The 25,966-nt window shown below is 64.6% G+C and carries 23 protein-coding genes; 7 read left to right on the top strand and 16 right to left on the bottom strand.

Translation table 11 applies throughout. From position 1 onward, the window contains the following. Nucleotides 1–120: 120 nt before the first annotated feature. The 5 genes from CXR00_RS13140 to CXR00_RS13120 all read right to left on the bottom strand — a co-directional run bounded on the left by CXR00_RS13140 (nucleotide 121) and on the right by CXR00_RS13120 (nucleotide 7,276). Nucleotides 121–1,086, bottom strand: a complete 966-nt coding sequence (locus tag CXR00_RS13140; RefSeq protein ID WP_104055018.1) for a D-2-hydroxyacid dehydrogenase — start codon at nucleotides 1,084–1,086, stop codon at nucleotides 121–123. Between the two features lie 121 nt (nucleotides 1,087–1,207). Next, complete coding sequence (locus tag CXR00_RS13135) at nucleotides 1,208–3,502, bottom strand: zinc ribbon domain-containing protein (protein WP_146068506.1); 2,295 nt, start codon at nucleotides 3,500–3,502, stop codon at nucleotides 1,208–1,210. Between the two features lie 226 nt (nucleotides 3,503–3,728). After that, nucleotides 3,729–4,763, bottom strand: coding sequence for an SGNH/GDSL hydrolase family protein (locus CXR00_RS13130; protein WP_181035549.1), 1,035 nt, complete (start codon nucleotides 4,761–4,763; stop codon nucleotides 3,729–3,731). 23 nt (nucleotides 4,764–4,786) lie between these two features. Next, nucleotides 4,787–6,712, bottom strand: a complete 1,926-nt coding sequence (locus tag CXR00_RS13125; RefSeq protein ID WP_368783706.1) for a zinc ribbon domain-containing protein — start codon at nucleotides 6,710–6,712, stop codon at nucleotides 4,787–4,789. 333 nt (nucleotides 6,713–7,045) lie between these two features. After that, nucleotides 7,046–7,276, bottom strand: a complete 231-nt coding sequence (locus CXR00_RS13120; protein WP_104055014.1) for a hypothetical protein — start codon at nucleotides 7,274–7,276, stop codon at nucleotides 7,046–7,048. Nucleotides 7,277–7,483: 207 nt separating this feature from the next. Between CXR00_RS13120 and CXR00_RS13115 the strand changes: the two genes are divergently transcribed. After that, nucleotides 7,484–7,981, top strand: coding sequence for a hypothetical protein (locus CXR00_RS13115; protein WP_104055013.1), 498 nt, complete (start codon nucleotides 7,484–7,486; stop codon nucleotides 7,979–7,981). Between the two features lie 697 nt (nucleotides 7,982–8,678). Here CXR00_RS13115 and CXR00_RS13105 read toward each other — a convergent pair. From CXR00_RS13105 to CXR00_RS18070, 3 genes are all read right to left on the bottom strand, one after another. Next, a complete protein-coding gene (locus CXR00_RS13105; protein WP_104055012.1) occupies nucleotides 8,679–10,121 on the bottom strand; it encodes an FAD-dependent oxidoreductase in 1,443 nt (480 codons plus the stop codon). A 73-nt stretch (nucleotides 10,122–10,194) separates the two neighbouring features. Then, complete coding sequence (locus CXR00_RS13100; protein ID WP_104055011.1) at nucleotides 10,195–10,374, bottom strand: hypothetical protein; 180 nt, start codon at nucleotides 10,372–10,374, stop codon at nucleotides 10,195–10,197. Nucleotides 10,375–10,585: 211 nt separating this feature from the next. Beyond that, nucleotides 10,586–11,569 (bottom strand): hypothetical protein, encoded by a 984-nt coding sequence (locus CXR00_RS18070; RefSeq protein WP_146068505.1) that lies wholly within the window; start codon nucleotides 11,567–11,569, stop codon nucleotides 10,586–10,588. Between the two features lie 413 nt (nucleotides 11,570–11,982). On the opposite strand from CXR00_RS18070, the gene CXR00_RS13080 reads away from it, so the two are divergent. After that, entirely contained in the window at nucleotides 11,983–12,624 is a 642-nt protein-coding gene (locus CXR00_RS13080; RefSeq protein WP_104055007.1) for a DUF4352 domain-containing protein, read from the top strand. Nucleotides 12,625–12,774: 150 nt separating this feature from the next. Continuing rightward, nucleotides 12,775–13,641, top strand: coding sequence for a DUF4352 domain-containing protein (locus tag CXR00_RS13075; protein WP_181032558.1), 867 nt, complete (start codon nucleotides 12,775–12,777; stop codon nucleotides 13,639–13,641). Between the two features lie 119 nt (nucleotides 13,642–13,760). Here the strand turns inward: CXR00_RS13075 and CXR00_RS13070 are convergent, their stop codons facing one another. The 8 genes from CXR00_RS13070 to CXR00_RS13035 all read right to left on the bottom strand — a co-directional run bounded on the left by CXR00_RS13070 (nucleotide 13,761) and on the right by CXR00_RS13035 (nucleotide 21,560). Further along, the gene (locus CXR00_RS13070; protein WP_219816019.1) at nucleotides 13,761–15,872 is read right to left on the bottom strand and encodes an FAD-dependent oxidoreductase; all 2,112 of its coding nucleotides are present in this window, start codon (nucleotides 15,870–15,872) and stop codon (nucleotides 13,761–13,763) included. 361 nt (nucleotides 15,873–16,233) lie between these two features. Further along, nucleotides 16,234–16,671, bottom strand: coding sequence for a hypothetical protein (locus tag CXR00_RS18615; RefSeq protein ID WP_258060454.1), 438 nt, complete (start codon nucleotides 16,669–16,671; stop codon nucleotides 16,234–16,236). A gap of 5 nt (nucleotides 16,672–16,676) precedes the next feature. After that, the gene (locus CXR00_RS13060) at nucleotides 16,677–17,258 is read right to left on the bottom strand and encodes a hypothetical protein (RefSeq protein ID WP_146068504.1); all 582 of its coding nucleotides are present in this window, start codon (nucleotides 17,256–17,258) and stop codon (nucleotides 16,677–16,679) included. Then, complete coding sequence (locus tag CXR00_RS13055; RefSeq protein ID WP_104055004.1) at nucleotides 17,209–18,201, bottom strand: hypothetical protein; 993 nt, start codon at nucleotides 18,199–18,201, stop codon at nucleotides 17,209–17,211. The genes CXR00_RS13060 and CXR00_RS13055 overlap by 50 nt, the downstream gene beginning before the upstream one ends. After that, entirely contained in the window at nucleotides 18,198–18,695 is a 498-nt protein-coding gene (locus CXR00_RS13050) for a hypothetical protein (protein WP_104055003.1), read from the bottom strand. The genes CXR00_RS13055 and CXR00_RS13050 overlap by 4 nt, the downstream gene beginning before the upstream one ends. A 102-nt stretch (nucleotides 18,696–18,797) precedes the next feature. Beyond that, complete coding sequence (locus CXR00_RS13045) at nucleotides 18,798–19,397, bottom strand: phosphoesterase PA-phosphatase (RefSeq protein ID WP_104055002.1); 600 nt, start codon at nucleotides 19,395–19,397, stop codon at nucleotides 18,798–18,800. Nucleotides 19,398–19,440: 43 nt separating this feature from the next. Then, nucleotides 19,441–20,784: a 6-phospho-beta-glucosidase gene (locus CXR00_RS13040; RefSeq protein ID WP_104055001.1), complete on the bottom strand. Its 1,344-nt coding sequence runs from the start codon at nucleotides 20,782–20,784 to the stop codon at nucleotides 19,441–19,443. Continuing rightward, complete coding sequence (locus CXR00_RS13035) at nucleotides 20,781–21,560, bottom strand: DeoR/GlpR family DNA-binding transcription regulator (RefSeq protein WP_104055000.1); 780 nt, start codon at nucleotides 21,558–21,560, stop codon at nucleotides 20,781–20,783. Before CXR00_RS13035 ends, CXR00_RS13040 begins: the two co-directional genes overlap by 4 nt. A gap of 180 nt (nucleotides 21,561–21,740) precedes the next feature. Here CXR00_RS13035 and CXR00_RS13030 point away from each other — a divergent pair, with 180 nt between their 5' ends. From CXR00_RS13030 to CXR00_RS13015, 4 genes are read left to right on the top strand one after another with little or no spacing between them, the layout of a single operon-like run. Next, entirely contained in the window at nucleotides 21,741–22,820 is a 1,080-nt protein-coding gene (locus CXR00_RS13030; RefSeq protein WP_104054999.1) for a PfkB family carbohydrate kinase, read from the top strand. A 50-nt stretch (nucleotides 22,821–22,870) separates the two neighbouring features. Beyond that, on the top strand, nucleotides 22,871–24,241 hold the full coding sequence (locus tag CXR00_RS13025) for an ABC transporter substrate-binding protein (protein WP_219816018.1): 1,371 nt from the start codon (nucleotides 22,871–22,873) through the stop codon (nucleotides 24,239–24,241). Further along, nucleotides 24,216–25,151: a carbohydrate ABC transporter permease gene (locus CXR00_RS13020; RefSeq protein WP_104054998.1), complete on the top strand. Its 936-nt coding sequence runs from the start codon at nucleotides 24,216–24,218 to the stop codon at nucleotides 25,149–25,151. The genes CXR00_RS13025 and CXR00_RS13020 overlap by 26 nt, the downstream gene beginning before the upstream one ends. Beyond that, nucleotides 25,148–25,963, top strand: a complete 816-nt coding sequence (locus tag CXR00_RS13015; protein WP_104054997.1) for a carbohydrate ABC transporter permease — start codon at nucleotides 25,148–25,150, stop codon at nucleotides 25,961–25,963. Before CXR00_RS13020 ends, CXR00_RS13015 begins: the two co-directional genes overlap by 4 nt. The last annotated feature ends 3 nt before the right edge of the window (nucleotides 25,964–25,966 follow it).

Raw genomic sequence — 25,966 nt, 5'->3', positions numbered from 1 at the left:
TAGGAGGAATTGTCGGATCGGGTGGTGCGCTCAATCGAGTGTCGGGAAAATGCCCCCTCACCCCGCCGAGTGTGCAGACAATGCCGCTTCCAGGCCGGACTACGGACTACGGACTACGGACTACGACGCGACAAACCCCAGGTTCTTGTCCACCACGTTCATCAGCGGCCGGCCGGCCTTCCACGCGGCGAGGTTGTCCGCAAACTGCTGCGCCAGCGCCGGCAGCTGCTTGTTGGCGTCTCCGGAGAGGTGCGGGGTGACGAGCACGTTCGGCAGTTCCCACAGCCCGCTGTGTCCTGGCAGCGGCTCGGTCTCGAAGACATCCAGGGCTGCTCCCGCCAAATTTCCGGCGCGCAGCGCGTCCTCCAGCGCCGACTCATCGGCCAGGGCTCCCCGGCCCACGTTGACCAGCACCGCCGTCGGCTTCATCGCCGCCAGCACGTCACGGCCCAGCATCTTCCGGGTTGCCGGCGTCAGCGGCGCGGCCAGCACCACGTAGTCAAAGTCTCCGGCGACGGCGGCGAAATCTTCGCTGGCATGGACCGTGCCAAAGTCGGGGTCGCCGGTGCGGGCGGTGCGGCCAAGGCCCTGCACCCGCATCCCGACGGCGGTGAGCAGCGCGGCGGTGCAGCGGCCGATGCTGCCGGTGCCGGCCACCAGCACGGAAGCCCCCGCCAGATCCGTGGTGGGGTACCGCTGCCACTGCCGTTGCTGCTGCTGTGCCGCTGCCCGGCCAAAGTCCTTCGCAAAGTGCAGCACCGCTCCCAGCACGTGTTCGGCCATGGCCCGGTCAAAGATTCCGCGCGCGTTGGTCAGCACAACGTCGGAGGCCACCAGCTCGGGGAAGAGCAGCTTATCCACCCCTGCGGCCGGAACATGGATCCACTGCAGCGAGTCCGCGGCCGGCCACGCCTGCCGGACGCCGTCGGCGAAGAAGTCCCAGAGGTAAAGGATGTCCGCCCCGGCCAGGGCTTCCGGCAGGTCCGCGGCGCCGGTGATCCGGACCTCGGCAACCTGCTCAAGCGCGGCCAGTCCGTGAACGGGTTCGTTACCGGCAAGGACTGCGATGACGGGTTGAGGCTTCATGGGTTCAACCCTAAGGGCAGGACGGCGACCGGATAAAAGGAATGCCGCCGGACATAAAGAACCGGCCGGTGCGAAAGGCACCGGCCGGTTTCTGAGGGACTGCGGCTAGAGAGCCGGCAACTTACTTGCTGACAAGTTCCAGCGTGTAGTCGACCTCTTCGCCGCTGCCGTCACCCTTCACCAGCTCCACGGACAGTTCCTGTCCCATTCCGGCGCTCAGCGGAATGGTCAGTTCCTCGTCGTCATTGGTGACGGGTACCTTGTGCGTTTTCCCGTCAAGGGTCAGCACGAGGGATCCGGGCTTGTCCCAGGCCCCCATGTAGCCCTCGGCGGTGACCACCAGTTCCACGTTGGCGCCCTTGGGTACGTCCAGGACGTGTGTCTCGGTGGGACCGGGGTATTCGTCGAGGGTGAGGTAGTTGTACTGCAGCGTCTCGAAACCGTCGATCGCGGAGGGCGCCACCTGTTCCTGGATTGTCACGGAGCCGGAGTGTTTGACATCGTTGCCCTTGGCGGCGAATTCGTCGGCCCACTCCTCACCGGCGAAGATGACCACCTTGTACTCCCCGGCGGGAGTTTCATCAGCGAAAAGCTCATCCGATGACGTGATCTCTTCCTTGCCGTCCTTGGAATAGACGGTGTAGCTGCTGTAGCTGTCCCCGCTGCCCTCGCCCTGCAGCGCGGTGTCCTCCTCCAGCTTCAGCGTCATCACGGCGTAGCCGGCCGAGTTGAATTCCAGATCCGTCTCCTCGTCCAGGGTCATGGTTCCGGCAGCATCCTCGCTCCGGGCCAGGTCCAGCATGGCCAGGGCCTGCTCACGGGTGATGGTATCCATCCACTGCAGGGCCAGGTCGGTGGTGGTGTCCATGATGCTGACTTTCCATTTGCCGTCTTCCTTGACGCTGGACAGGCCCAGCTGCGGGAACGCGCGCATGATGGCTTCGTCGTCGAAGCTTCCGTTGGTCATCACATAACCGGACTCGCCGCGGCAGTATTTCTCCGGCCCGGATTCCATGCAGTCCGCGGTCAGGGACAGGGCGTCCCCGTCGGCCTCCATTTTCAGTTCTTCCACCAGCGCGCGGCCGCGGTCGCCGTCTTTCTCGGCGTCCTTGAAAGTGTTGGCCGTGATCTCCAGGCCGGAATCGATGCCGCCGTCCATGGCTTCGTCCAGGGCGCCGCCGTAGTAGTGGACCGCGTTGCCTTCGTAGCTCATGAGGTACTTGCCCAGATCCGTGAACTTTCCGCTGTCCAGGATTCCCGGTACCGCGCCCACCAGGGCCTGGGCCGCTTCGGCCGGCGAGTCGGCGCCGTCCGTGGGTTCGGGCAGCGAACCGCGCTCGTTGCCGGTGAGCTGGAGAACCAGTTCCAGGCCGCTGTACATGGGGCTGACGTACCAGCGTCCGCCGTCCTTCACCGCGGCCACGCGCAGGCCCTCGCCCTCGATGTCCAGATCCGCCAGGTCAGCGGTCTCGTCAACGGGTTCCATCTCGCCGGAGGCTTCCAGACCTGAGCGGACGGCTCCGGTGGTCTGTTCCGGATCAATTTGCAGCCGCACGGTTCCCGAGGAGAAGTTCAGGACTGCCAGCTGGTCATCCACTTCGGTCACCGTGGGTTCCACGTTCTCGAAGGTGACGCTGATGCCGTCAAGGTTGATCTCGTCGTCGAACTCGTCCTCAACGGAATCTTCGCCCACCTTGTTGGCGGCCTCGAAGATGCCGAATTCCTCGACCTTGTCCATGAATCCTTCCTGGAACTTGTCCAGGGCTTCACGCTCCGCCGGTGCCACCATGGTGACCAGGCCAATGCCGTCCTTGGTCTCGATGGATTCGATCAGTTTCTCCGCAACCTGCTCGGGTGAGCCGGCTCCGCCGCGGATCATGTTCTGGATGAAGAGGAAGGCTCCAACGCCAACTGCCACCAGAACGACGGCGACGGCACCGAGGATGATGGCCTTGCGGTTGGTCTTCTTGCCGGATTCCGGGGTGTCACCGTCTGCCGGCCCTTCCGGACCTGAGCCGCCGCCGTCTCCCCCGCCGCTGCTGGGCGGTCCGCTGTGACCGTCCCCGCCGGCCGGAGCCCCGTAACCGCCGCCGGGCTGCGCGGGCGCGGCATGGCCCGGTCCGCCGGTTTCGATGATCCGGGTGGCCCCGGTGGAGGCGGCTGCACCCTGGGCCTCTTGGGTTTGGGGCGGCTCGGGTTCGGTTGCTTGGGTTTGGGGCGCCGCTGTCGGCGATGCTGCTTCCGGCTGGCGCGCGGCGGATTCCGGAGCCTCCGGCGGAACCGGCGTCACCGAAACGGCTCCGGTGGCTGTCCCCGCGGCCTGCGGCGAACCGGCGGTATCGACGGGCCGCCGGCAGTTGGCACAGAACTGCCACTCCGGCTGCAGTTTAGTGCCGCAGGACATACAGAAGTTCATTATTTTGTTTCCCCCATGATCAGTTCCGGGGCATGCAGAGTGACACCCCCCCGGAAATTACAGTGCAATATTTTGAGCCTAACAGAAGCTAATGGGGGCCCGAAAAGCACGTCTGCTGCCTGTGGATATCCGAATCCGTTCTTCCGCATTGAAGAAACCGTTCCGCCGCGGAAGGGAATTTGTCCCCGGAATTGTGCGCGGCCATTTTCGGCAGCAACCGCATTGTCTACGACGGGTGGTCCTCCATCCACAGCAGGAGATCACCGGTCAGTACCCGGTAACCTTCCTCGGTGGGATGCAGGACTTCCTGGGCAGCGGACACGGATGCTGCCGCGTTCAGGAGCGGCCCCAGGCGGGCGGTGACCACCAGCGGATCGGCGCTGCAGGCTCCGCGGCCGGCGAAGGAGTCCTCCAGTGCGTCCACGTACCGCACGTTGGGCAGCCCGGCAGCCGCCACCGATTGTTCGATGGTGCTGTTCAGGGCATCGGTGATGTCCAGCCCGAAGGACAGTTCCTCCGGGGTGAGCCGCCCGCAGGCGTCCTGCCCCGGGTTCTGCGCAGCGTCGTAAAGCCGCGGATACGGCAGGACCAGAACCGGTGCCCCCGACGCGCCAAGCTCGGTGTACAGCTGGGTGAGCGGAGCCCGCAAATCCCTTAGTGCCTGTTTTGTTGCCTGCCGGAGCACGGCGTCCCCGGCGCACGACGTGTCCTCGACTATGCAGGCCTGCAACAGTTCGGCAAAGCCCGCGTCATTGCCGCCGATATACAGCAGCACCAGATCCGGACGGACCCCGCGCAGCTGATCCAGCTGCGCGGGAACGCCAGCGTTTCCGTGGCCCTGCATCTGCTGGGCCGAGCCCAGAGCGGAAATCCGGGCACGCGAGCAGGCGGCATTGTGGATAACGGTGCTGTTGCCCGCTGCGGACAACAGCCCGGCCGCGCTGCGGTGGCACAGGCTGTCGGCCACTCCCTCCACCGGCTGATAGGAGCCGGCGCCTTCACCGGCGGCGAAGGAATCACCGAGCAGGACCACATCCGCCGGACCGCCGGAATTCCCGAGCAGAGCCGCCAGGCGTTCCCCGGTGTCCGCGGCAGCGGCATCGGCATCGGCATCGGCATCGGCATCGGGGGCAGATATATCTTTAGCCGCTGAGGAAGCCGCTGACGGTGTGCCGCCGTCGACCGCCGGACCGGTCGAGCAACCGGCCAGCAGCGTTCCCGCCAGCAGCAGACCCAGCGGCAGCCGTGGCAGCGGCGGCATCGCACCGGCCGCAGCCCTCTTCATCAACCGCGCTGGCGGAGCGCTTGATCGACTGCCGGATCGCCCAGCTCTGAAAGCCAGGCCAAAAGGGCCGGATACGTGGAAGGATTGGCCGCCACCGCGGGCCGGGCCAGCGGATGATTCGCCGCAAGTTCCTGCAGCCGTGCCAGCGGAGTTCCCGGGTTGGCGGCCTCCGTCAGAACGTCAGGATCGACGACGACGGCGGCGGCCGCCGGCGCGGAGTGCGCCGGGTTTGTGCCTCTGTCCACGGGGGCCGTCTCCTCAGATGCACGGTCACCTCTGTCCGCCGGGGATCCTGCTGCTGCTTCGGTCACCGGCCGCTGGGGTTCGGCAGGCGCTTGAGCAGGTGCACCGGCAAAGCTGAACCCGGACGTTTCGGAACCGGCGGCGGCGGGCAGGCGGCGGAACTGTTCCCGGGAAGCGGCCGGCAGCCACAGCGCGGCCAGGAGTGCGGCCGGAACCACAAAGGTGAGCAGCATGATGACCGGGCCAAGATAGAAGTCTTCGTCCTGCACCACCCACACGATCAGAAGCACCAGGCCCAGGACAACCAGCAGTCCGGCGTAACCGCTGGGCATGATGTAGGCGGAACGGGGATCCTTGCCCGTGAGGCGCAGGGTGAGGATGGCTCCTGCCGTGAGCAGCAGGCCAAAGAACAGTGCAATCATCTGAGGAACGAGTCCACCGGAGTAGCCATCCACGGCGACCGTAATGACTGTGACGGCCGATCCCAGGGCGAGGACAGCGCTGAGGCCTGCCGCCAGGAAGAGCAGCGGCTGCAAAGTGTTACGGGTGTCTGTGGAGGCAACCTGGGACGCTTCGGTAAGACGTGCCACCGACGGAGCCGATACGGCGGCTCCAAACGCCATCCAGAAAAGGAGGGAGAAGCCGGGGACAAAGGCCGTGACGGACAGCTGCAGAAGGGTCAGATCTTCGAACAGGGCCAGCAGCGAGAGGAAACCGGAGCCCAGGGCCAGGGCAACACCCGCCCGCCGCCAGCCGTCGGACCGCTGATGAACCCGGACGGCGATGATCAACAGGACCGCAGGGCTGGCCAGCGCCATCAGTGTGGCCACGATTCCCCAGCCGGAGGAACCGGAGCCGCTGTAGGCCGCCCAGTAACGGATGATCTGAACCAAGGCCACCACGGAAGCCAGCGCGGCAACACCGAGGGTGACGTGGATCCAGCGCCGGTTCCGGGACTCATCCACGGCCCCCGGCGCAATTTCGGCGCGTCGCGGCTGCGCCGCCAGCAGTGCTCCGGCAAGGCCGAAGGCCACTGCCGGGCCGAGTGCGGCAACGGCGCCGGGGTCGAAACGGTCGGCAGAGATCAGACTGAGTGCGGTGTAGACCAGAACCATGAGCACGTACGGTGCATTGGCCAGCAGCTTGAGGTCCTGGATCCTGCGGTAGCCTGTCGCGGGCCCAAAAACGCCCGCCCGCCAGACATAGCTCAGACCCAGGGACAGCAGGCTGACGAGGGTGATCAGAACTACGTCCACCCGCGTGGCTGCCTTGGATGTTCCGTCGCTGCCGTAGCTCCACGCCATGAACAGGGACATGATCAGGGCCAGGGCGGCGGCGCCGTCGCGGACGTAGTCGCTGAGCGGAATACCCGTGAAGGCGCTGGCTGGTTTCCGGTCCCCGGCCGTATTCGCAGCGGACGGCTGCGCCGGGGAATAATCCTGCGATGCGGCGGATCCTTCCCCCGAAATGCTCCGCTCCCCTATCGCGGTTCCCTGTCCTGAGACGGAACCGCCGGCCGCAGCGGCATATTCGGGCTGCCGCTGATGGTCCGGAACGGCTGCGTCGGCGGCGCCGGCCGCGGATGACGCCGTCGTCGGAACCTTGAGTACCGCGGCTCCGCAGCTCACACAAAAACGGGCTTCCGGAATCAGTTGTTGCCCGCATTGACCGCAGAATTTCATGGCAATCCCCCTTGATGATGGTTGGTCATTCGAAGGTCCGGCATGCGCACAAAAACCTTCGGGGAATAGCCGGGCAGCCGCCCGCGTCTGAGTGTAGGCACCCTGGGGAAACTCGTTTTGCAGCGTCACGTACTTTCCCCCCCGGAAAACGGGGAAACGACGAGTGCGATCCCCCAACAACACAAAACTATTCCAGCGAGGAGCCTAACAGGATTCCACTCCTCAGCAGGAAAACAGGCGCCGCAGGAACCCGTCCTGGAATTCGAGAAGCATCAGAATAAGTAAATCGTCGGCAAATGATGCATGCGCCGGCCGCTGCTGTACCGGAGGGTCTCAAGGTCCAAGCTGCACGGTTCGGAACGCAACCAGTTCGAACCCGCCAATCCGGACGGAGAACACCGGCCAGTCCACCTTCGGCCTTCTCGTGCTCGTGTTCGATCCGCCCACAAGGTCCTGCTGCTCATGTGCCATGCGCTGGCGGTCTCTTAGCCTCCGCCGCCGATCCGCTGCCGCCAGGTGCTCCTGTTGCAGCGTCTTCGCCACTTCTATTTCCATCAGGCCCATCTGTCTCACCTCCTCGGCCCGGATAATTCACGCTAGGCCTGCCCGAAGGCGCAGCAGAGAGAGTTGCGGACAGGTTCTGTCCTGAGCCGTAACTTCCGGAATGACACTGCGAATCTCGTCCCTGCATGTCTTGGAACCTGCCCGAACGCTGGCTCACCATCGGTGCCCGCAGGTACCGTCGAAGGACGCTTCTTCCGGAGGGCTCCCATGGAATGGTTGGCATTTACCGCGCCCGTCCTCGGCCTTATCGTGGGAATCGGCGCCGGCTGGTGCACCCGTTCGGGCATCGACCGCCGCGACGAGTCGGTTGCTCTGAACGCGCTGATCATGGACCTGCATTTGAAGCGGTCCCTGGCCGCCATTCAACCGCAGACGGTCGAGGGGTCCGACGGCGAAGCCCGGCTGCGTCCCACGGTGCTGGACGCCCGCGACAGGATCCTGGAAACCCTCACCCACCTGCGCAGCGGCTCTGCCAACACCGGAGTGCTCATGCGCATGGCGGCAGCCTGCACTGTCTACCTCCGCTCAGCCAGCCGTGAGCCGGAGCGCTATCAGTTCGCACTCATGGAACTGCGCGAAACCCTGGACGACGGTGTGCGCCTGCTCAGCGACGGACGGCGCCGGGTGCGCGGCCTGCCGCCGGGTGAGCGTTCGACGGCGAAACCCGGCCAGCGGCCGTCGCGCCGTCCCGTTCGCCGCCGTTAGTGATCCCCGCTGGTGACGTCCTGCCCCGCACACCGCCTACGCGAAGAAAACCACGGACTCGGTCCGGGCGCTGGCCCGGAGCCTGGGGCCGGCGCAACGAGGACATCGCGTTCTTGCCGGCCTGTCCTTTGTGGTCGGCTCCAGCGAGGCCGAAGTGAAGGCAAAGCAGGCGGAGTATGACGAGTATCTGGACCTGGACGCGATTGTCGCGCACATTGGCGGCGGCATCCGCGTCGACCTCGGCGGCCTGCCGCTGGACACCACGCTGGGTGATCTGCGGACCGACGGCGCGCGACGTGCTGGAGGCGCTGTTCGCGTCGGTACCCGGCGGCAATCCGACCATCGCCGACGTCGCCCGCTACCGCGCCTACAACCAGCAGATCACGGGCACTCCGGCTCGAAACCTGGCAGGACGGCAGCGACACCATCAACCAGATCCTGTCCGGCTCTTACACGGACTTCATCGACGGGGTGCTACCGGAGCTACGCCGCCGGTGCCTGGCCCGTACCGAGTAACGGCCCGGCACGCTGCGGGAGAAACTGTTCGACGGCGATGCGCGGCTGCCGTCCCGGCACCCGGGCGCGAGGTACCGGGGTGCGTTTTCCTCGGTGGAGTTTTAGGCAGGGCAAGCCGGAAGGCTTCGGAGGGCGGAACAGCCGGTGAAGACGGGCGCCGGCTGCTCCACCGTCCGTGCCTTTAGCCGGCTGCCCGTCCCGCGGCGTGGGCACCGGCCACCCGGCCAAACGCCAGTGCGTCAGCGATGTGAAATCCGCCGTCCTTCGTCCAGCTATACGTGGCGCTGGCCTCACCTGCAACATACAGGCCCTCGATGACCTCACCGCGAGGATTCAACACCCGCGCCTGGCCATCTCGCCGCGGCCCTCCGTCGCTCCAGCCAAGCAAGGGAACAACCCGCAGCGCGTAAAAGGGCGCCTGGGCTACAGGTGCAAGAGTGTCCGCGGGCCGGCCGAAGTGATCGTCACGGCCTTCTTCGCAGCTGGCGTTGTAGTTTTTGATCGTCCTCTCCAGTGTGTCTGAATCAACCCCCATAATTTCTGCCAGCTCGCGGAGGGTCTGTGCGCGCTGGATCAGGCCGTTGGCAACCTCCAAGGAATTGTCCCCGGACCACTCCTGCTTCTCCATCAACAGATTCCATCCGACTGGGAGTGTGTCCTTAGACGGGCTCAAGGGCCCAGCAGAGCGCATCGACTCGTCAAACACCAAATAGAACGGACTGAGAGGAAACAGTTCCTCATGTCCATTGCGCTTCACATGCCCATGTCGATTGGCTGCCGTTTCATCGATAAACCTTCGCCCGTCCGGAGCTACAAACACATAATTGTTTCCGCCCCAAAGTGCCAAGTAAATCCCGGTCTTTTTGCCGACGTTGATCCCTGTAATGCTCATCATGTTGTCCATATGCCATAGGTCAGCACCGACGCTCTGAGCCATACGGTGCCCATCGCCTGTGTTGTTCGGCGAACCCCACAGCACATAGTCCTCCAGCGGAAGGAAGTCCTGGACCATCGCCGGGTTGCCGGCGAAACCACCGGTGGCCAGCACAACACCGCCGCTGGCCCGAATTAACGCCGGGCCTGCGGGACCATTCACCCGCACGCCGCAGACGACACCCTCCTCAACGATGAGGTCCTCGGCCCCGGTGTCAAAACGAATTTCTACGCCGCGGTCGGTCAGCGCAGCCAAGAGGAACTCGTACAGCAGCGACTGACCCATCTCGCCATTGATGGTGTCCATTCCGGCATAGCAATCAGATCCGTCGAGCTCCAAGAACTCCGGCTCGGTATGATAATTTCCCGTCTGGCGGACTGTGGCACCGAGTCCGCGCAGCCAGTCCGAGTTCTTCGCAGTCTCAGCCGCCCACGTTTTCACCACATCTGCCGCGACCGTGCGGGAACCGTTGAGCGAACGCAGGAAGACTTCTGCCTGTTCCGGGCTGTTATTCCTAAACCAGCCGCCACCAGACACTCGGGTGTTGCCGCCCGCGATCTCCTGCGGGCATTTCTCGATTACCAAAACTCGAGCACCATGCTCCCGAGCGTTGAGGGCGGCCGCAGCGCCGGCGGCTCCGACACCGACGACAACGACGTCGTACTGTTCATCCGCTGCAGGTTCTGTCATGTGTGCCTCCGGTTAGATGGGTCAAACCAGCTAGAAGTGAGGCAAGACTAGGATGAACGGCCGCAATGGGTGGTCAGGTCCCACTAAGCGGGATACCGAATTGTCGAACGCCGCCGTCGGGGCGCTTGGCAATATCCCGCAGTTCCCAGACGTTGGTGGCTTTCGCCAGGCGTGCGCGCCGGCGGTCCAAATCGAAGGCCTTGAACTGAACTCGGTCGCGGAGTTCAGAGTACTGGGGAATTCGGCGTTTCATGGCTGCTTTCTGGCTCGGCGTGACGCCAGTCTAGGACGGCGGGCACGCCGGGCAGCAGGCGATAACCCTTCGTTACCCGTCTGCCGGCGTCGGACTGCCACTCGTGACCTCGTTGTCCGTGACCTCCCGCCATACGGGCCGCCGGTGGGGTTTTCCTCGGTGGAGGTTTAGCTTCGCTCGCTGCGATGCTTGCACGGGCTGAGACGGGTAGTCACTGCGTCTGCCAGCTCGCCTCCGTCCCTGCGAAGCTGGTGTTGTCCTCGACCAATACCCGTTTTCCCGGGATAGCCGCCGCAGGAACATCCATGCAGACTTCGAACTGACCTGTGCCCCCGTTTTCCAGAGTTGGCACGTCAAAGGCTGGGAGGTCGAGCGAGGCCATGCACGTAGATTCGCCGTACTGCCGGCTGTCCGACCCAACAAACTTGGTGGTCAGGTCGATCCAGGGGTTACCTTCCTCGGTTCCGGTGTAGACGACGTCAAGTGTGATGAGCACATACTGGCCTTCGGGCGGATCATTGAATCGATTGAATCCGAGGATTGCGTCCGTCGCATCGAGCTGGACGCTGGAAACCGTCACGGTGTACTCCCCCACCTCGGCGTCAGCGCCCAGCGGTAGAACCTCGGTGTTTGGGACAGCCGGTGCAGATCCAGGCGTGGCAGCCGAAGATGGGGCAGCCGGTGGCGGGACGGCCGGCGCAGATCCAGGCGTGGCAGCCGAAGATGGGGCAGCCGGTGGCGGGACAACCGGTGCAGATCCCGGCGTGGCAGCCGAAGTTGGCGTGGCCCTGGCTGATGGAGAAGTTGCGGTGGCGGTGGGGGTAACAGTGACCGGGACCAGGGGATTGTCGATGGCCCCGTCCACCGAGTTGAATAACGCGCCCCAGAAAACAGTGGCAACGATCGCTGCAACCAAGGCCACCGCGGAGACAATCACCGCCGCAATGGGCAAACCTGTGGCAGTAGCCCTTCGCCGGACGATGACCAGTGAAGCTATGGAGAGCCCCAGGCCGACCAGGGCCAGGACCAGCGACACGTAATTAACCAGCGGGATCCAAAGCAGCACCAGTGCAACGGTTCCCAGGATCAGGCCTGCCAGAGCGAGGACCTTAACGTCGTTGGATTGCGGTTCCTGCGGTGGAGACCGGTATCCCTGCCCGTAGTCAGGCATTGGATCGTTCGGGTGGGTTCCCATAGTTGCCTCGCATCGGTTCGGACACACTGCGGGAGCACAGGCGACCACCGGCCCCTGCACAGCCGTGGGTCTTTTATCCGGTCATTCAACGGTAGGAGGACGGGGGCGCGCCGGCAAGGCGTCCGCCCGTCCCAGCCCCCTCTGTCCCGATGAAGGCGCCTCGGATCACTACCGGTACAGAAGGTTATCCATAGGCGAAGAAGAGACGCTGCGTGGGCGCTGACACAGCTTTCATGACGATCTGCATACCGGCAGCGCAACATTGGCTCTCAAATAGGGCCGAGAGTATACCGGGGCGTTAGCTGCGCTACCAAAGCTTCCCGGTGTATTCCGCTCGTTGTCCCAAACTGGGGTTCTCAGGGCTTTGCGGCCCCTCATCCTGAGGGTGTCGGCACAAGAATCAAGGAGGCATCATGTCCGAGAACCCGCCGCCCCTGGACCCCCGCGACGCACGCGCACAGGCCAAAGCCGCGAAAGCTTATGAAAAGGCACGCCGCCCCTGGTACAAAAAGAAGCGCTTCATCCTTCCCCTCATCCTCATCGTTTTGATCATCATCATTGCCATAGCCACTTCGTCAGGCGGAGGAGACAACAACGCTGAGAACGACACTTCAGGTTCGGGAGGCTCAGGCGGCACCGAACAAACATCCGAGGCACCAGCCTTCCCGGGAGCCGAAGACGGCGATGTGGTCGGGCAGGCCGGTGAAGCCCTGGTGCTGGGCGACGTCACTGTCACCTCTACACCGCTTACCGACGGGGATTCGACGTTGGAGCCGACGTTGTGCACAACGGCAACTCTTCAGAACACTTCCGACGAGACCATCAGTTTCAACATCTTTGACTGGAAGCTGCAGTCGCCGTCAGGGACCATCAGGGATTCGACGGTAATGGGAAGTGACAACTTGTTGTCCAGCGGCAAGGTGGCCCCGGGAGGGACTGCTACCGGAGACGTCTGCTTCGAGAATGATGCTGCTGAAACCGGACAATATGTCGTTCTCTACGAACCCGTCTTCTCCTTCTTCTCAGACCGAGGTGCGTGGATCAATAGCCTCTAGCAATGAACAAGTTCCAGGCGCCGCTCATCAGGTCTCCTGATGCTCCAAACAGACACAAAAGGGCGGGCAGCCCGGTCCGTTAGAACCGTGCCGCCCGCCCCGCAGGTGCTAAGAACTGACCTCGGTGGCCACCTTCCAGGAGGGCAAATTATGGGAATGCAGCCGAATGATCCGATTCACGACTATGGCCAGGGATATCCGTCTCCGCCGCAAGGACCGCAGGGACTGGAATCCAACGATGGCAGGGGCCTCGCACTGGCAGGCCTGATCCTGGGAATCATTGCACTGGTGCTGTTTTGGCTCCCGCTGATTAACTTCGTGTCGCTGCTCTTGGCCTTGGTGGGTCTGGGGCTCTCCATCGCTTCGCTGGTTATTGTCCGCCGAAGGGGTTCCGCCCAGGCCCTGTCCGTTGCTGCCGTGGTTGTCTCCGCGGTGGCGCTGGTGGCAGCCATAATTGCCACTGTTTTATGGAGCGCACTGTTCAACGCAGTGGACGAGGAAGTGGACACTCCTTTATCCCCGGTCACCGCTCCCGTCACGGTTACCGCAACCCCCGCCCCTGCGGATACCTCAACCGCCACGCCCACCCCAACTTCAGGTCAAGGACAGACGTCCGAGGCGCCGGCCTTCCCGGGAGCCGAAAACGCCGATGTGGTCGGGCTGGCCGGTGAAGCCTTGGTTTTGGGCGACGTCACTGTCACCTCTACACCGCTTACCGACGGCGATTCGACGTTGCGGCCGACGTTGTGCACAACGGCAACTCTTCAGAACAATTCAGATGAAACTATCGACTTCAACATCTTTGATTGGAAGCTGCAGTCGCCGTCGGGGACTATTCGGAATTCGACAGTAGTGGGAAGTGACAACTCGTTGTCCAGCGGCGAGGTGGCGCCAGGAGGAACTGCCACCGGAGACGTCTGCTTCAATGACCCTGCTGAAACAGGACAATTCGTTGTCCTTTACGAACCCGTCTTCTCGTTCTTCTCAGACAGGGGTGCGTGGATCAACGATCTCTAAGCGCGCCCCGGGAACCCGGAACCGGGCAGGCATTGAGCGGTTATCCTCAGTCAGGCAGAAGGCTGGGCGCCTCGTTCGAAAAGAACGAAAGCGCCCAGCCCTTCTGTCTACGGAACCCGTTAGAGCTCGGTGCTGACCTTCCACGAGGAGTGGATGGCGCCGTGGATGTAATTGACTGCGCCGGCGTCGCCAACGACGTCGCAGCTGATGTCCACCGCACGCAGCTCGTCCGCGAGCGGGGCCGCCGACGTCGTGCCGTCCGCGTAGACCACCATGGAGGCGGGTGCGCTGAAGCTCTGCTCCCCCTCGGTCCACTCCACGGTCTTCTCCGTGATGCGGGTGATCTTCACGTTGCGGTGGATCTTGACGCCGTGGTCCTTGGCATCCTTCACAGCGGTCCAGCGGCGCGGCATGGCCAGCGGCAGGCCAAGCTGCTGCGTTTCGTGCAGCAGCGTCACGCTGCGGCCCCGCTCGGCCAGGAATTCTGCCAGCTCCAGGCCCACCAGGGACCCGCCGATAACAACGACGTCCTTGCCCATGGGCAGCCAGAACTTGGTGAACTGGCGGACAAACTCGGGGCTCTTGGTCACGCCGGAAAGGCGGCCAAGCTTACCCAGAGTACTGAGCACCGCGCCGGCTTCCTCCGCCGTGGCTGTACCGAGCATCATGGCGCGCAGCGTGTCACCAGTCTGCACGTTCGGCAGGTCGCCGCCCGGGAAGTCAGGCTTGGGGCGGACGGCGCCGGTCGCCACAATGACGTGGTCCGGGTGCAGGGCGCGGATGGTGTCCACGGTGGCCGGAGTGTTCAGTTTGACCGCAATGTTCAGCCGCTTGATTTCGGACTTGAACCAGCGCAGCAGGCGTTCGTTATCCGGCGTGGTCATGGTGGAAAACCACATGGTGCCGCCCAGCCGGTCAGCCTTGTCAACGATGGTGACGCGGTGGCCGCGTTCGGTCAGGACCCGTGCGGTTTCCAGGCCCGCGGGCCCGGCGCCGACGACGACGACGTGCTTGGTCAGCGAAGCGGGCTTGAGCGGCAGCAGCGCCTCGTTGCCCAGGGCGGGATTGACCGCGCAGAAGGGAGTGTCGTCAAAGAAGTTCTCGGCGACGCAGAGGTAGCAGTTGATGCAGGGACGAACCTGATCGAACTTGCCGTCACGGATCTTGTTCGGCAGCTCGGGGTCGGCCAGCAGCTGGCGTCCCATGGCGGCGAAGTCGATCTGCCCGGCGGCCAGCGCCTTCTCGGCGACCTTCGGCAGCATCCGGCCGACGGCGATGACCGGCACCTTGACGTGCTTCTTGATCTCCGCGGCGTTCTCCAGGTAGGCGCCCACCTTGTTGGGCAGCGGACCGTCGGTGAAGTTGTCGAACGGGTTCCGCCCCCAGCCGGTGACGTGGATGGCATCCGCGCCGGCCTGCTCAAACAGCTTCGAGGCCTCAATGGCCTCCGGCAGGGTCAGGCCGCCCTCCTGGCCGTATTCCTCGCCGGCAACGCGGACCAGGATGGCCAGCTTATTGCCGACGCGTTCCTTCACGGCGCTGATGACTTCGCATGCCAGACGGGCACGGTTGGCCAGCGATCCGCCGTATTCGTCCGTGCGCTTGTTGTCGCGCTGGTTCAGGAACACGCCGAGGATGTAGCCGTGGGCTGCGTGGATCTCGATGGCGTCGGCTCCGGCCTTGGCAATGCGCTCGGCGGCATCGGCCCAGGTGGAGACCAGCCAGGAAATGTCCTCGGCGGTCATGTCACGGTAGATGATCTTCTTGCCGGCCGTGGCGGCACCCATCTTGCCGAGTTCCGTGGGGGTGCTGTCCGCCAGTGCGGACATGTCATAGCTGTAGCCCGGCTGGTTCGGGGCGAGCACCGGACGGTCATTGGCCACGTCCACGCGGGCTACCTTGCCGTGGTGGGTGGACTGGATGCACAGCTTGCTGCCCGCAGCGTGGACGGCGTCGGCCAGCGCTTTGAGCCCGGGAATGTACTTGTCATCCGACAGACCCGGTTCCTTCATGGAAGCCGCGCCATGGGGGAAGGCAATTGCACACGCGCCGGTGATGATCAGGCCGGCGCCACCGGCAGCCCGTGCCACATAGTGGTCAATCTCAGCCTGTTCAATCTCGCCGTGCTCGGAGACGTTCATATCCATTGCGGGCAGAACGATGCGGTTGTGGGCTTCCATCGGACCGATGGTGCCCGGTGCCATCAGATGGGAAAAGGAATTGAGTTTCACTTTATGAATTCTACTACCCCATCACCGAACGACGACGACGGGCGGCGGCGCGCCGCGGGCGAGGTCAGGCGTGAATTAGGCCCAGAACGCAGCGAAGCCAGCGGATGAAATCCGCTGGCTTCGCATGCAACATCACACTGACCCCCCACAGGCAGCAGATGTTCCACTATTAGTGGTCCACCAAGCCTTTAGCTCGGATGCCGCCATAAGCCCAGGCGTGGACGAAGGTGACCCCCCGGTCGACCGCCGTCCCCGCCTGCAGCTATATGGTTCAAACAAGTCTCACACATGTGTGAAACATGATTGAACGATAACAGCGGACCCCCGTGCGGTCAAAGTTTTTTTGGGGAAATTTTGCGGACTACTCGTCCTCGTCCTCGTCCAGGATTTTGGCGATGGCCCTCAGCGCCTCCGGGTCAACGGGGCCCAGGGCGCGGGCGGCGAAGTTGCGGACCTCGGCGCGGCGCATACTGCGGAGCAATTCCAGCTCGGCCTCCACCCTCTCGGGCAGCTTTCCGCCTTCCTGCAGCAGGTATTCGGGGTCCACGTCAAAGACCGCGGCAATGGCGCGCAGCGCCTCGTCCGGAACAACCTGCTCCTTTCCGGACTTCAGCAGGGACCACCGGGTACGGGAAAGGTAGTAGCCCTCTTTCTGGGCGCCGTCCCTGATGGCCGGGTAGTCATACGGCTTTCCCGAGTCGGACATGATGACGTCCAAGAGGAGGTTGATCTTTCTGGCGAGCGTCTCGGCTCGTCGGATGCCGGCGGCTCGTTCCGGGGAAAGACCAAAATCGTCCACTTAGTTCAGCTCCAAGTCATTGCTACGAGAAAACAGCAGAAAGTTGCCACTCCCAGTGCTGCGCCTGACAACGCCTCACTCCGGGTGTGTTCGCGCAGTACAACCCGGCTAAACATCATCAACGGCGATAGTATCAACAGCCATGCCCAGGCTCCCCCGAACAGTGCCGTAATCCACAGAACGGCGAAGGTCATGACCGACACATGGGCTGACACGTCGAGCCAGCGGCGGAAGAACACCAGTCCTACATTGCCGAGAAGCAAGGCCCCCACGGTCAGCGGAATCGGCGCCTTCAGAGGAATAGCCCAGCAGATAAGGGTGCCGAGAAGCATCAGGACCGCCACGATGTTGGTCCGCCAGCTGTCCGGCAGGCCGCGGCGCCGGAACACGGGCTTGGTGCCTTTGTAAATAGCGCCGGGAATGCCGACGATGCCGGAAACCAGCAGGAACACCCCGCCCGTCCCCAGCCCTGCCTTCATCCCTGCCAGGAGCACCAGAACGGTCAGCACCAGAGCCGGCGGCAGTATTTTGGAGCAGCTAGCGGCGAGGGGCAGCCGGACGCTGCGCCGATGGACTGTTGTGCTCAATTCTTCTGCCTATCTCATCAATGACTCGGATTTCCTGCGGCGACAGCAGCCCGGGATCCAAAACCCGGATATCGCCTATGAAAATGAACCAGCGGTACAGCTGGGCCTTGGACGCGCGGGCGTCGAGGACAATGTTGGCGGCTCCCATGGACCGGCGGCCTTCGGGTGTCTGCACCAGACGACTCATAATGGGCCGCAGCGCGGCAAGGTCCCTTTCGCGGTCGGTCCGTGCCCGGAAGGTTTGCCGAATGCGTTCGTAGGACGGAAGGATGAAGCCCACCGCAAATCCCACGGTCATGAGAGCGAGCAGAACGTGGTATCCGGTGATCAGTCCATTGTTGTATCTGTCGCCGCCGCCGATCTCCAGGCCGATCTGGATCATTTTCATGCCTGCCGCCAGCACACCGGCCATGCACCCGGCACAGAGGATGTCGAAACCGATCCGGAAGGGCCGTGACTCTCCCCGCCGGTTGCGGCGCAGGGTTTCCACGCCTGTGTACCCGGTGATGATGCCAAACCAGGCAAAGAAGCTGGCCTGGTATAAAGCCACGGTCGGGATGTCACCGAAGGTGTCCGTGAAACTGGCCGCGGATCCTTCGGTGTCCGAGACAACCAGGAGCACGATCTGCGCCAAGGCAAGGACAATCCCCACGCTGATGAGCACTTTCACGTGGTTCGAACGGCCGGTAACCCGCAGCAGCAGCCGACTCAGCTCCGTCATGCCCAGTCCCATGAGCAGGTGGACCATGAGGTTGAGCAGGTTCCAGCCGCCCAGGAGCCGGTCCACCGCCAGGTACACCGGGTCGATGTTCAGGGTTGCGCCCAGTGCCACCAGGAAAACCGCTGGCAGGATGCCCGGGCGCCAGCCGAAACACAGGCCCAGCAGCCGGATTGCGACCATCACCCAGAGAACGATGATCGGAAGGATTTGCAGGAGCGTCACATGAACGTCCGCTCAAAGTCGCTGGGGCTTTCGCTTCCGTTGGGCAGCAGCGCCAGCGACAGAAGGTAGGCAACGTGCTCGGCGGCCCGCTCGGTCTCGTTCCAGTCCAGGGACCGGGCCAGCATCCGCTTGATGCCCTTGCGGCTGCCAACGTGCTGGAAGACGGACGGCATGGCCGTCTCCACCCCGCCGCACCCCTGGTGGCGCAGGAGAATGTGTCCAAACTCGTGGCACGCGGCGTGGGTGCGGTGCAGCCGGTTGTCGCCGGCGGGCAGCAGGATGATGGACTTTTTGTCCTTCTCAATCCAGAGCCCCGTGACGGCGGGAATGATTGAATGGTCAATGTCGCGCAGTTCAATGGGCTTTCCGTGGGCTTCCGTGACCACTTCCAGTAATTCATCGAACGTTACGTGTCCGCCCAGGTTCAGGGCCGCGACCGCTGCTTTCGAGGCCGTCCGTTCCCCGCCGTCGGACTTCCTAAAACGCACTGCCATTAATTCCCCATCGTTGTTTCACACGGTGATGCGCGCCTGTGAAGAGACTGGATGTTAGGACTTTATCCCAAAACCGATGTTTCACAACCGGAAAAGTTACCGTCAGGGCAGCAGAAGTGCGGCGGCGAAGGCCACGCAGCCGGCCAGATGCCCCGCGAGCACCTGCGTGGGCGTGTGGTCCCCGAGCTTCACCCGGGACCACCCCGTTGCCGATGCCAGCATCAGGGCCAGCGCGGGTCCGAAGACCGGGATGGGCGCCAACAGCGTTAGGCCAACATAGGCGGCCACAGCGGAGTGGACGGACAGCTTCCACACCAGATTTGCCGCCATGCACAGCATCAGCCCGATAAACACTCCGCCGATTTCGCCGAAGAGCACTGCCGGGGCGTTCAGGAGAACCAGGACCAGCGCACCGATGCCGATGGACACCGCGGACGCGGCCAGGATCGGTGCCCGCTGGGAACGCACTCCCACATGGTGGTCGGTCACGGCACCGCGCCGCTTCAGCCAGAGGATCCCGAGGAAGGGCAGGCCAACGGTGAAACCTGCCGCCACGATGCCCTGCAGCCAGGTCACCCCGGGGCTGAGCAGGGGCTGCAGCAGCAGAAGAATCCCCACCAGTACGGCAGGTGCCGTGGTTTCGGTGACGATGCGGGCCACGGTGGACACGCCGGTGGCAGGGATCTGCTGGGTTTGAGCCATCACTCGATTCTAGGGCAGAGGCCACCGCCTGCGTTGCGCCACATCAGTCAAACGCTGCAGCCACCCCCGGTATGGCCTGCCGGTACGTGTCCAGCAGTTTGCGGGCCACGGTGACCGAATCCACCAGCGGGTGTGCGGCGAGCGCCCGCCAGGCGAGCACGGGATCGCGGTGCAGTGAGGCGGAAAGGGTCAGCTGTTCCGCGGCCTTGACCTGCTGAAGCAGCCCGAGCATGTCTCCCCGGACCGGCGCCACTTTGCGTGCCGCAACCCCTGCCGCGTCCACGTCGCACACCACCTCGATCACGGCGTCGTCCGGCAGTTCCGCCACGGTGCCCCGGTTGGCGACGTTCAGGATCATTGTTGCCGCCCGGCCCTTGGTCAATCCGCCCATGAGGTCCAGGGCCACGCCCTGGTATCCGCCGCCGTCGACGTCGCTCTCCTGCCGGCCGTTGCGCTCCTCCTCCGGGCGGCTTTCGGCCATGTAGCTGGCCTCCCGTTCATGCTTGGTGCGCTCCCACAGTTCCAGGGCACTGTCAGGGTGCAGATGTGCCTGCCGGTAAAAGCCTGTCTGCTGCCGTTCCAGGAACTCGCCGCGGGTTTCGGCGGAGGTGCGGATGCGCTCGGTGGCTTCACGCTGGAAGTAGTAGTAATAGAGGTACTCGTTGGGCACCGCACCCAGGGCGCGCACCCAGTCCAAGCCCATCAGCCGGGCCTCTTCCATCTGTCCCAGCGCCGCGTCATTAGCCAGCAGGGCCGGGAGCAGGTCCTCGCCCGCCACCGAGATCCGGCGCAGCCAACCGAGATGGTTCAGGCCCACGTAGTCAAAGTCCACCGCGTCGGGGGTGGACCCCACGGCGTGCACGGCACGGCGCATCAGCCCGATCGGAGTATCGCAGATGCCGATCACCCGGTCCCCCAGGGATGCCCGCATGGCCTCGGTGACCATGCCCGCGGGATTGGTGAAGTTGATGACCCAGGCGTCCGGGGCCAGCACCGCGGCGCGTTCGGCCAGCCTCCGGGCGGCGGGCAGGGTGCGCAGGGCATACGCCAGCCCGCCGGGGCCCACCGTTTCCTGGCCCAGAACGCCCAGGTCCAGGGCCACCCGCTCGTCCGTGATGCGACCGGCAGCGCCGCCCACCCGCATCGCAGAAAAGATGAAGGCCGCTCCGCGCAGTGCGGCATCCAGGTCGGTTTCCACAGTGATCCGGGGCGGACGCGGGGCGCTTCCGGCCAGCTGCGCCAGGACGGCACGCATGACCTCCAGCCGTTCAGGCGCCGTGTCATAAAGGCACAGCTCGGTGACGCGGGCCGAGGCATCCTCGGCAGCGAGGGCGTCGAAAATCTGCGGCACGCGGAAGCCTCCGCCGCCAATCAGGGTCAGTTTCATACGGTGATGACGTCACTTCCTGCCCGCCGGAACACGTCCAGGGTGGGCTGGTGGGAGGAAGCCGCAGTGACCACCGTGGAGACGGCTGCCGCGGCACAGACCGGCAGGACGCCGGTCCCGGGGAATTTGGTTTCATCAGCCACCAGCACAACACGCGGAGCCGTACCGAGAATGGCCCGTTTGACCGGCACCTCAGTGCCGGTGGTGTCCATGACGGTGCCGTCCGGCTGCACTCCGGACGTGCCCAGGAAGCAGATGGTGGCGCGCAGCCGGTGCAGTGCTTCTTCGGTCAGTGTTCCCACCAGCGAATGGTAGGAACGGCGCAGCACTCCGCCGAGCAGGATCAGTTCGGTGGCCGGATCACCGCGCAGTTCATCCAGAACGGCAACACTGGCGGTGATCACGGTGACCGGGCGGCCGCGGAGTTCGCGGGCGATCAGGGCGGTGGTGGTTCCAATGTCCAGGACGACGACATCGCCGTCGCCCACCAGCTGCGCGGCGCGGACGGCGATCCGCTGTTTGGTGGAGGAGGAATGCGCAGCCACCTCGTCGAAGGGCACCGCGTCGGGTTCCGGGAGGGCTTCTGCGCCGGGGTGCTCGACGCCGGTGCCTCCGCCGCGGACCCGGCGCAGCAGGCCCTGCCCGTGAAGAGTGTTCAGGTCCCGCCGGATGGTGGATTCACTGGCGTCCACCAGCCGGGCAAGGTCCGCCACCGAAGCGCTTCCGGCCTCCCGCACCCGGTGCAGAATGGCGGACCGCCTGCTGTCAGTGAGCATGCAAGTGACCCTAACAGTCAAAATCAGCCAGCTTCAAGCACTTTATTCGTGCTTGTTCTGCACAATTGTGCGTGTTAGCGTCCCAAGGGCAATGCAACATCAGTCACAGCATCCTCCTGCAGCCCAGCCGCCACAGATGCCGGCGCAGGACTGCGGACACGGACAAGGAAGAGGAACCGGGTGACAACTGCCGGCAGCTCCGAAGCGCAACTGGACCTGTTCCTCACCGGGTCCTTGTTCTTCGACATCGTCTTTACCGGACTCCCCGCCGCCCCCAGGCCCGGAACCGAGGTGTGGGCGGACGGCATGGGCTCGCTCCCCGGCGGCATTGCCAACCTTGCCGTGGCCGCCTCCCGGCTGGGACTGGACACCGGTTTGGCGGCAGGATTCGGTGACGACGCCTACGGTGCGTGGGCCTGGACGCTGCTGGCCGAGCAGGAAAAGATCAACCTCGGCCGTTCCCGCACGTTCCGCGGCTGGCACTCCGCCGTCACCGTGTCACTCTCCTGGCAGGGCGACCGGAGCATGGTGACCCACGGCCATCCCATCCCCGTGACGCAACGGGAGCTGATCGGTGTCCCCCCGCCCGCCCGCGCCGTCTTTGGCGAACTGGTCCGGCCGGACGGGCAGGAGCCCTGGTGGAAGGACTACGGCACGGGCGAAACCCTGGTCTTCGCGGACGTGGGCTGGGATCCCTCGGGGGCGTGGGACCCGGCCGTGCTTGCGGATCTGCACCTGTGCCATGCCTTCCTGCCCAATGACATTGAGGCCATGGCGTACACCCGCACGGACTCCGCAGAGGATGCCCTGGGGAAGCTCTCCGACCAGGTCCCGCTCGCCGTCGTCACCAAGGGCGCCGCCGGGGCCATTGCCTCCGATGCCTCCACCGGTGAAACCGCCTCCGTGCCGGGCCTGCGCGTCAACGCCCTGGATCCCACCGGTGCCGGTGACGTGTTCGCTGCCGCCATGGTGGTGGGCACCCTGGACCAGTGGCCGCTGCGCCAGCGGCTGCTCTTCGCCTCGCTGTGTTCGGCCCTGGCCGTACAGCACTTCGGCGGTTCCCTTGCCGCTCCCGGCTGGGGCGACATCGTGGACTGGTGGAAAGCCGCCAAAGCCAGCGCTTCCCGCGGCGAGGAGGCCGCCGACGTCGTCCGCCGTTACGGCTTCCTCGATGAGGTCCTGACCGACAAAGCCCAAAACGCCGTCCGCCGGGCGGAGGCAACCTTTGGCCTGCTCACCGAGGTGGAGGCCTTTTCATGAACACCGTATCCCGGCTCATCGTTAGCCGCCTGTCCAGTAAGGAAGATCCCATGACTACTTCCCGCCGTCGCCGACTGGGCATGGGGCTTACTGCCGCCCTGTCCGCCGCCGCCCTGTCCCTCACCGCCTGCACTCCCGGATCGGGCAGTGACGCCCCCGAGGAACGCGACCCCAGCGCCACCATCCAGACCGATGTCTCGGCCATGGGCGAGCAGACCCTCACGGTCTGGGACCAGGAGGTGCGCGGCGGCCAGAACGAGCAGATGACCCAGCTCAACGAGGCGTTCATGGCCAAGTACCCCAACATCACCATTGAACGGAATTCGCAGTCCTTCGACGATCTGGCCACCACGCTGCGGCTGGCGCTCAGCGGTGACGACGCCCCGGACGTGGTCGAGGCCAACAACGGCCGCAACGCCATGGGTGCCTTTGTGGCCGCGGGGCAGTTGCTGCCGCTTGATCCCTGGGCCGGGTTATACGGCTGGGAGGACCGCTACCCGGCGAGCGTGCTGCAGTATTCGAAGTACAGCGAGGACGGCAAGACCTTCGGCAGCGGCAGCCTGTACGGCCTGCCGCAGGTGGGCGAAGTGGTGGGCGTTTTCTACAGCAAGTCCAAACTGGCAGAGCTGGGCCTGGACGTGCCCGAGGACTGGGCAGGGTTTGAAGCGGCGATGGAAACCGCCAAGGAAGCCGGCGAGACTCCGATGCTGCTGGGCAACATTGAGAAGTGGCCGGCGCTGCACGTGTTCGGACCGGTGCAGGGCTCCATGGTGTCCACGGAGGACGTGCAGAAACTGGGCTTCGGCAATGCCGGCGCGTCCTGGACCACGCCGGAAAACGAGGCCGCCGCGCAGAAACTGGCCGACTGGCAGTCCAAGGGTTATTTCAACGACGGCGTGAACGGCACCGACTACGACGCCGCGTGGCAGTCACTCTCCGCCGGTGACGGCGTGTTCCTCATGGGAGGTTCGTGGCTGGCCGCGGACCTGCAGGACGCCATGGGCGATGACGTCGGATTCTTTGTCCCCGCCGATGCCGCCGGTGAAGCGCCCAAGACCACCGGCGGCACCGGGCTGCCGTTCACGGTCACCAGCGAATCCGAAAACCCGGACCTTGCCGCGGCATACATCAACTTCATCACCAGCGACGAGGCCATGGCCATCCTGGCCGAAACGGGCAACCTGCCCGTCGTTGACACGCAGAAGTACGCCCCGGAGTCGGGTGTGCTGCAGGACGTCTATTCCGAGTTCGGGTCCGTCAGCGCCGACGGCGCGCTGCTCCCCTATCTGGACTACGCCACCCCCACCATGGCGGACACCATGGGTGAGGCGCTCCAGGGCGTGCTGGACGGCAGGGTTTCCCCGCAGGAATTCACCCAGGCCCTGGAAACGGATTATGCCGACTTCACTAACGCGGGCTGAGAGTACGACGGCGGCGGCCGGCCGGGGCGGCAAGTCCCGGACCGGCCGCGGCGGGCGCTGGTACGTGCCGTACCTGTTTATCCTGCCCGCGTTCCTCGTCTACGCGGCGTTCATGCTCTATCCGCTGGGCCGGGCGGCGCATCTGTCCCTGTTCGACTGGGACGGACTGACGCTGGCCACCTTTGTGGGCCTGGAGAATTACACGGACATTTTCTCCGACGACCGGCTGCGCGCCGCCTTTGGCCACGCACTGGTGTTCATCTTCTTCTACGCCGTTCTGCCCGTCTGCCTGGGCCTGGTGCTCGCGGCGGTCCTGACCCGGGCAAAGGTGCACGGTTTGTCCGTGTTCCGCACCATCGTGTTCCTGCCCCAGGTCATTGCCATGGTGGTGGTGGCCGTGGCGTGGCGGCAGATTTACGCTCCCGACGGCACCCTGAACACCTTTCTGCGGTTTGTGGGGCTGGAGGCCCTGACCCGTCCCTGGCTGGGCGACTACACCTTCTCGCTTCCCGCCGTCGGGCTCATTGGGACCTGGGTGTCCACCGGTTTGGTGACGGTGCTGCTGCTGGCGGGAATGGCACGTATTCCGGTGGAGCAGTTTGAGTCCGCCCGGCTGGACGGCGCCGGAGCGGTGCGGGAGTTTTTCGCCATCATCGTGCCGTCGGTGCGGGCCGAGATCACCGTGGCACTGACCCTGACCATCGTGGCTTCGCTCAAGACCTTTGACCTGATTTACGTGACCACCAGCGGCGGACCGGGCAGTTCCACCACGGTGCCCAGCTATGAGGTGTACCGGCGGGCCTTTGAGCTGGGCGAGGTGGGATCCGCAGCCGCCGTGGGCGTCACCCTGACCGTCCTGATTTTTGCCATTACCGCGGTTGTGAACCGGATCGGAGAGCGGAACCCGTGAAGGTCAGCAGCACTGAACGCTTCCTCAACTATGCCGTCCTGATTGTCTTTTCCCTGCTGGTCCTGGCGCCCATGCTGACCATCCTGGCGGAGGCCTTCGGCCCCCGGGATGCCGCGGCGGGCCGGGAGGGAGCCTTTCATCCCGGCAACTTCCTGGCGGCCTGGGAAGAGGGCCGCTTCGGGCAGTACATGGGGACCTCGGTCCTGGTGGCTGTGATTGTGGTGTCCCTGACCGTGGTGCTCTCGGTGCTGGCCGGTTACGCCTTCGGCACCATGGCGTTCCGCGGCAGCCAGGCCCTGTTCTACCTGTTCCTGCTGGGCATCATGGTGCCGGCCGAAGCCATAGTGGTTCCACTCTTCTTCGACCTGCGGGCGCTGGGCCTGACGGATACGGTGTGGGCGGTGGCCATGCCGCAGGTGGCGCAGTCGGTGGCCTTCGGGACGTACTGGATGCGCACCTATTTCCGCGGCGTCAGCCCGGCGGTCGTGGACGCGGCGCGGATGGACGGCGCCTCCCCGGGTCGCATTTTGTGGTCCATCCTGATGCCCATGGGCCGCCCGGCAATCACCACCATGGTGGTGCTGGTGTTCATGTGGACCTGGAACGAATTCCTGATTCCCCTGGTCATGTCCCCCACCGGCGCGTTCCGCACGGCTCCGCTGGGCCTGGCGTTTTTCCAGGGCCAGTACACGCAGGGCACCGCCCTGCTGGCAGCCGGTGCCGTGCTGGTGGCGCTGCCCGTGGTGGTGCTCTACTTCATCCTGCAGCGGCACTTCATCAAGGGCATGCTCGAAGGGGCGGTCAAGGAATAAGGC

Source organism: Arthrobacter sp. 9E16 (assembly GCF_002929435.1).
Taxonomy (GTDB): Bacteria; Actinomycetota; Actinomycetes; order Actinomycetales; family Micrococcaceae; genus Arthrobacter_B; species Arthrobacter_B sunyaminii.
Note: the sequence above shows the minus strand (reverse complement) of the source record. Positions and strands in the feature narration are given on the sequence as shown.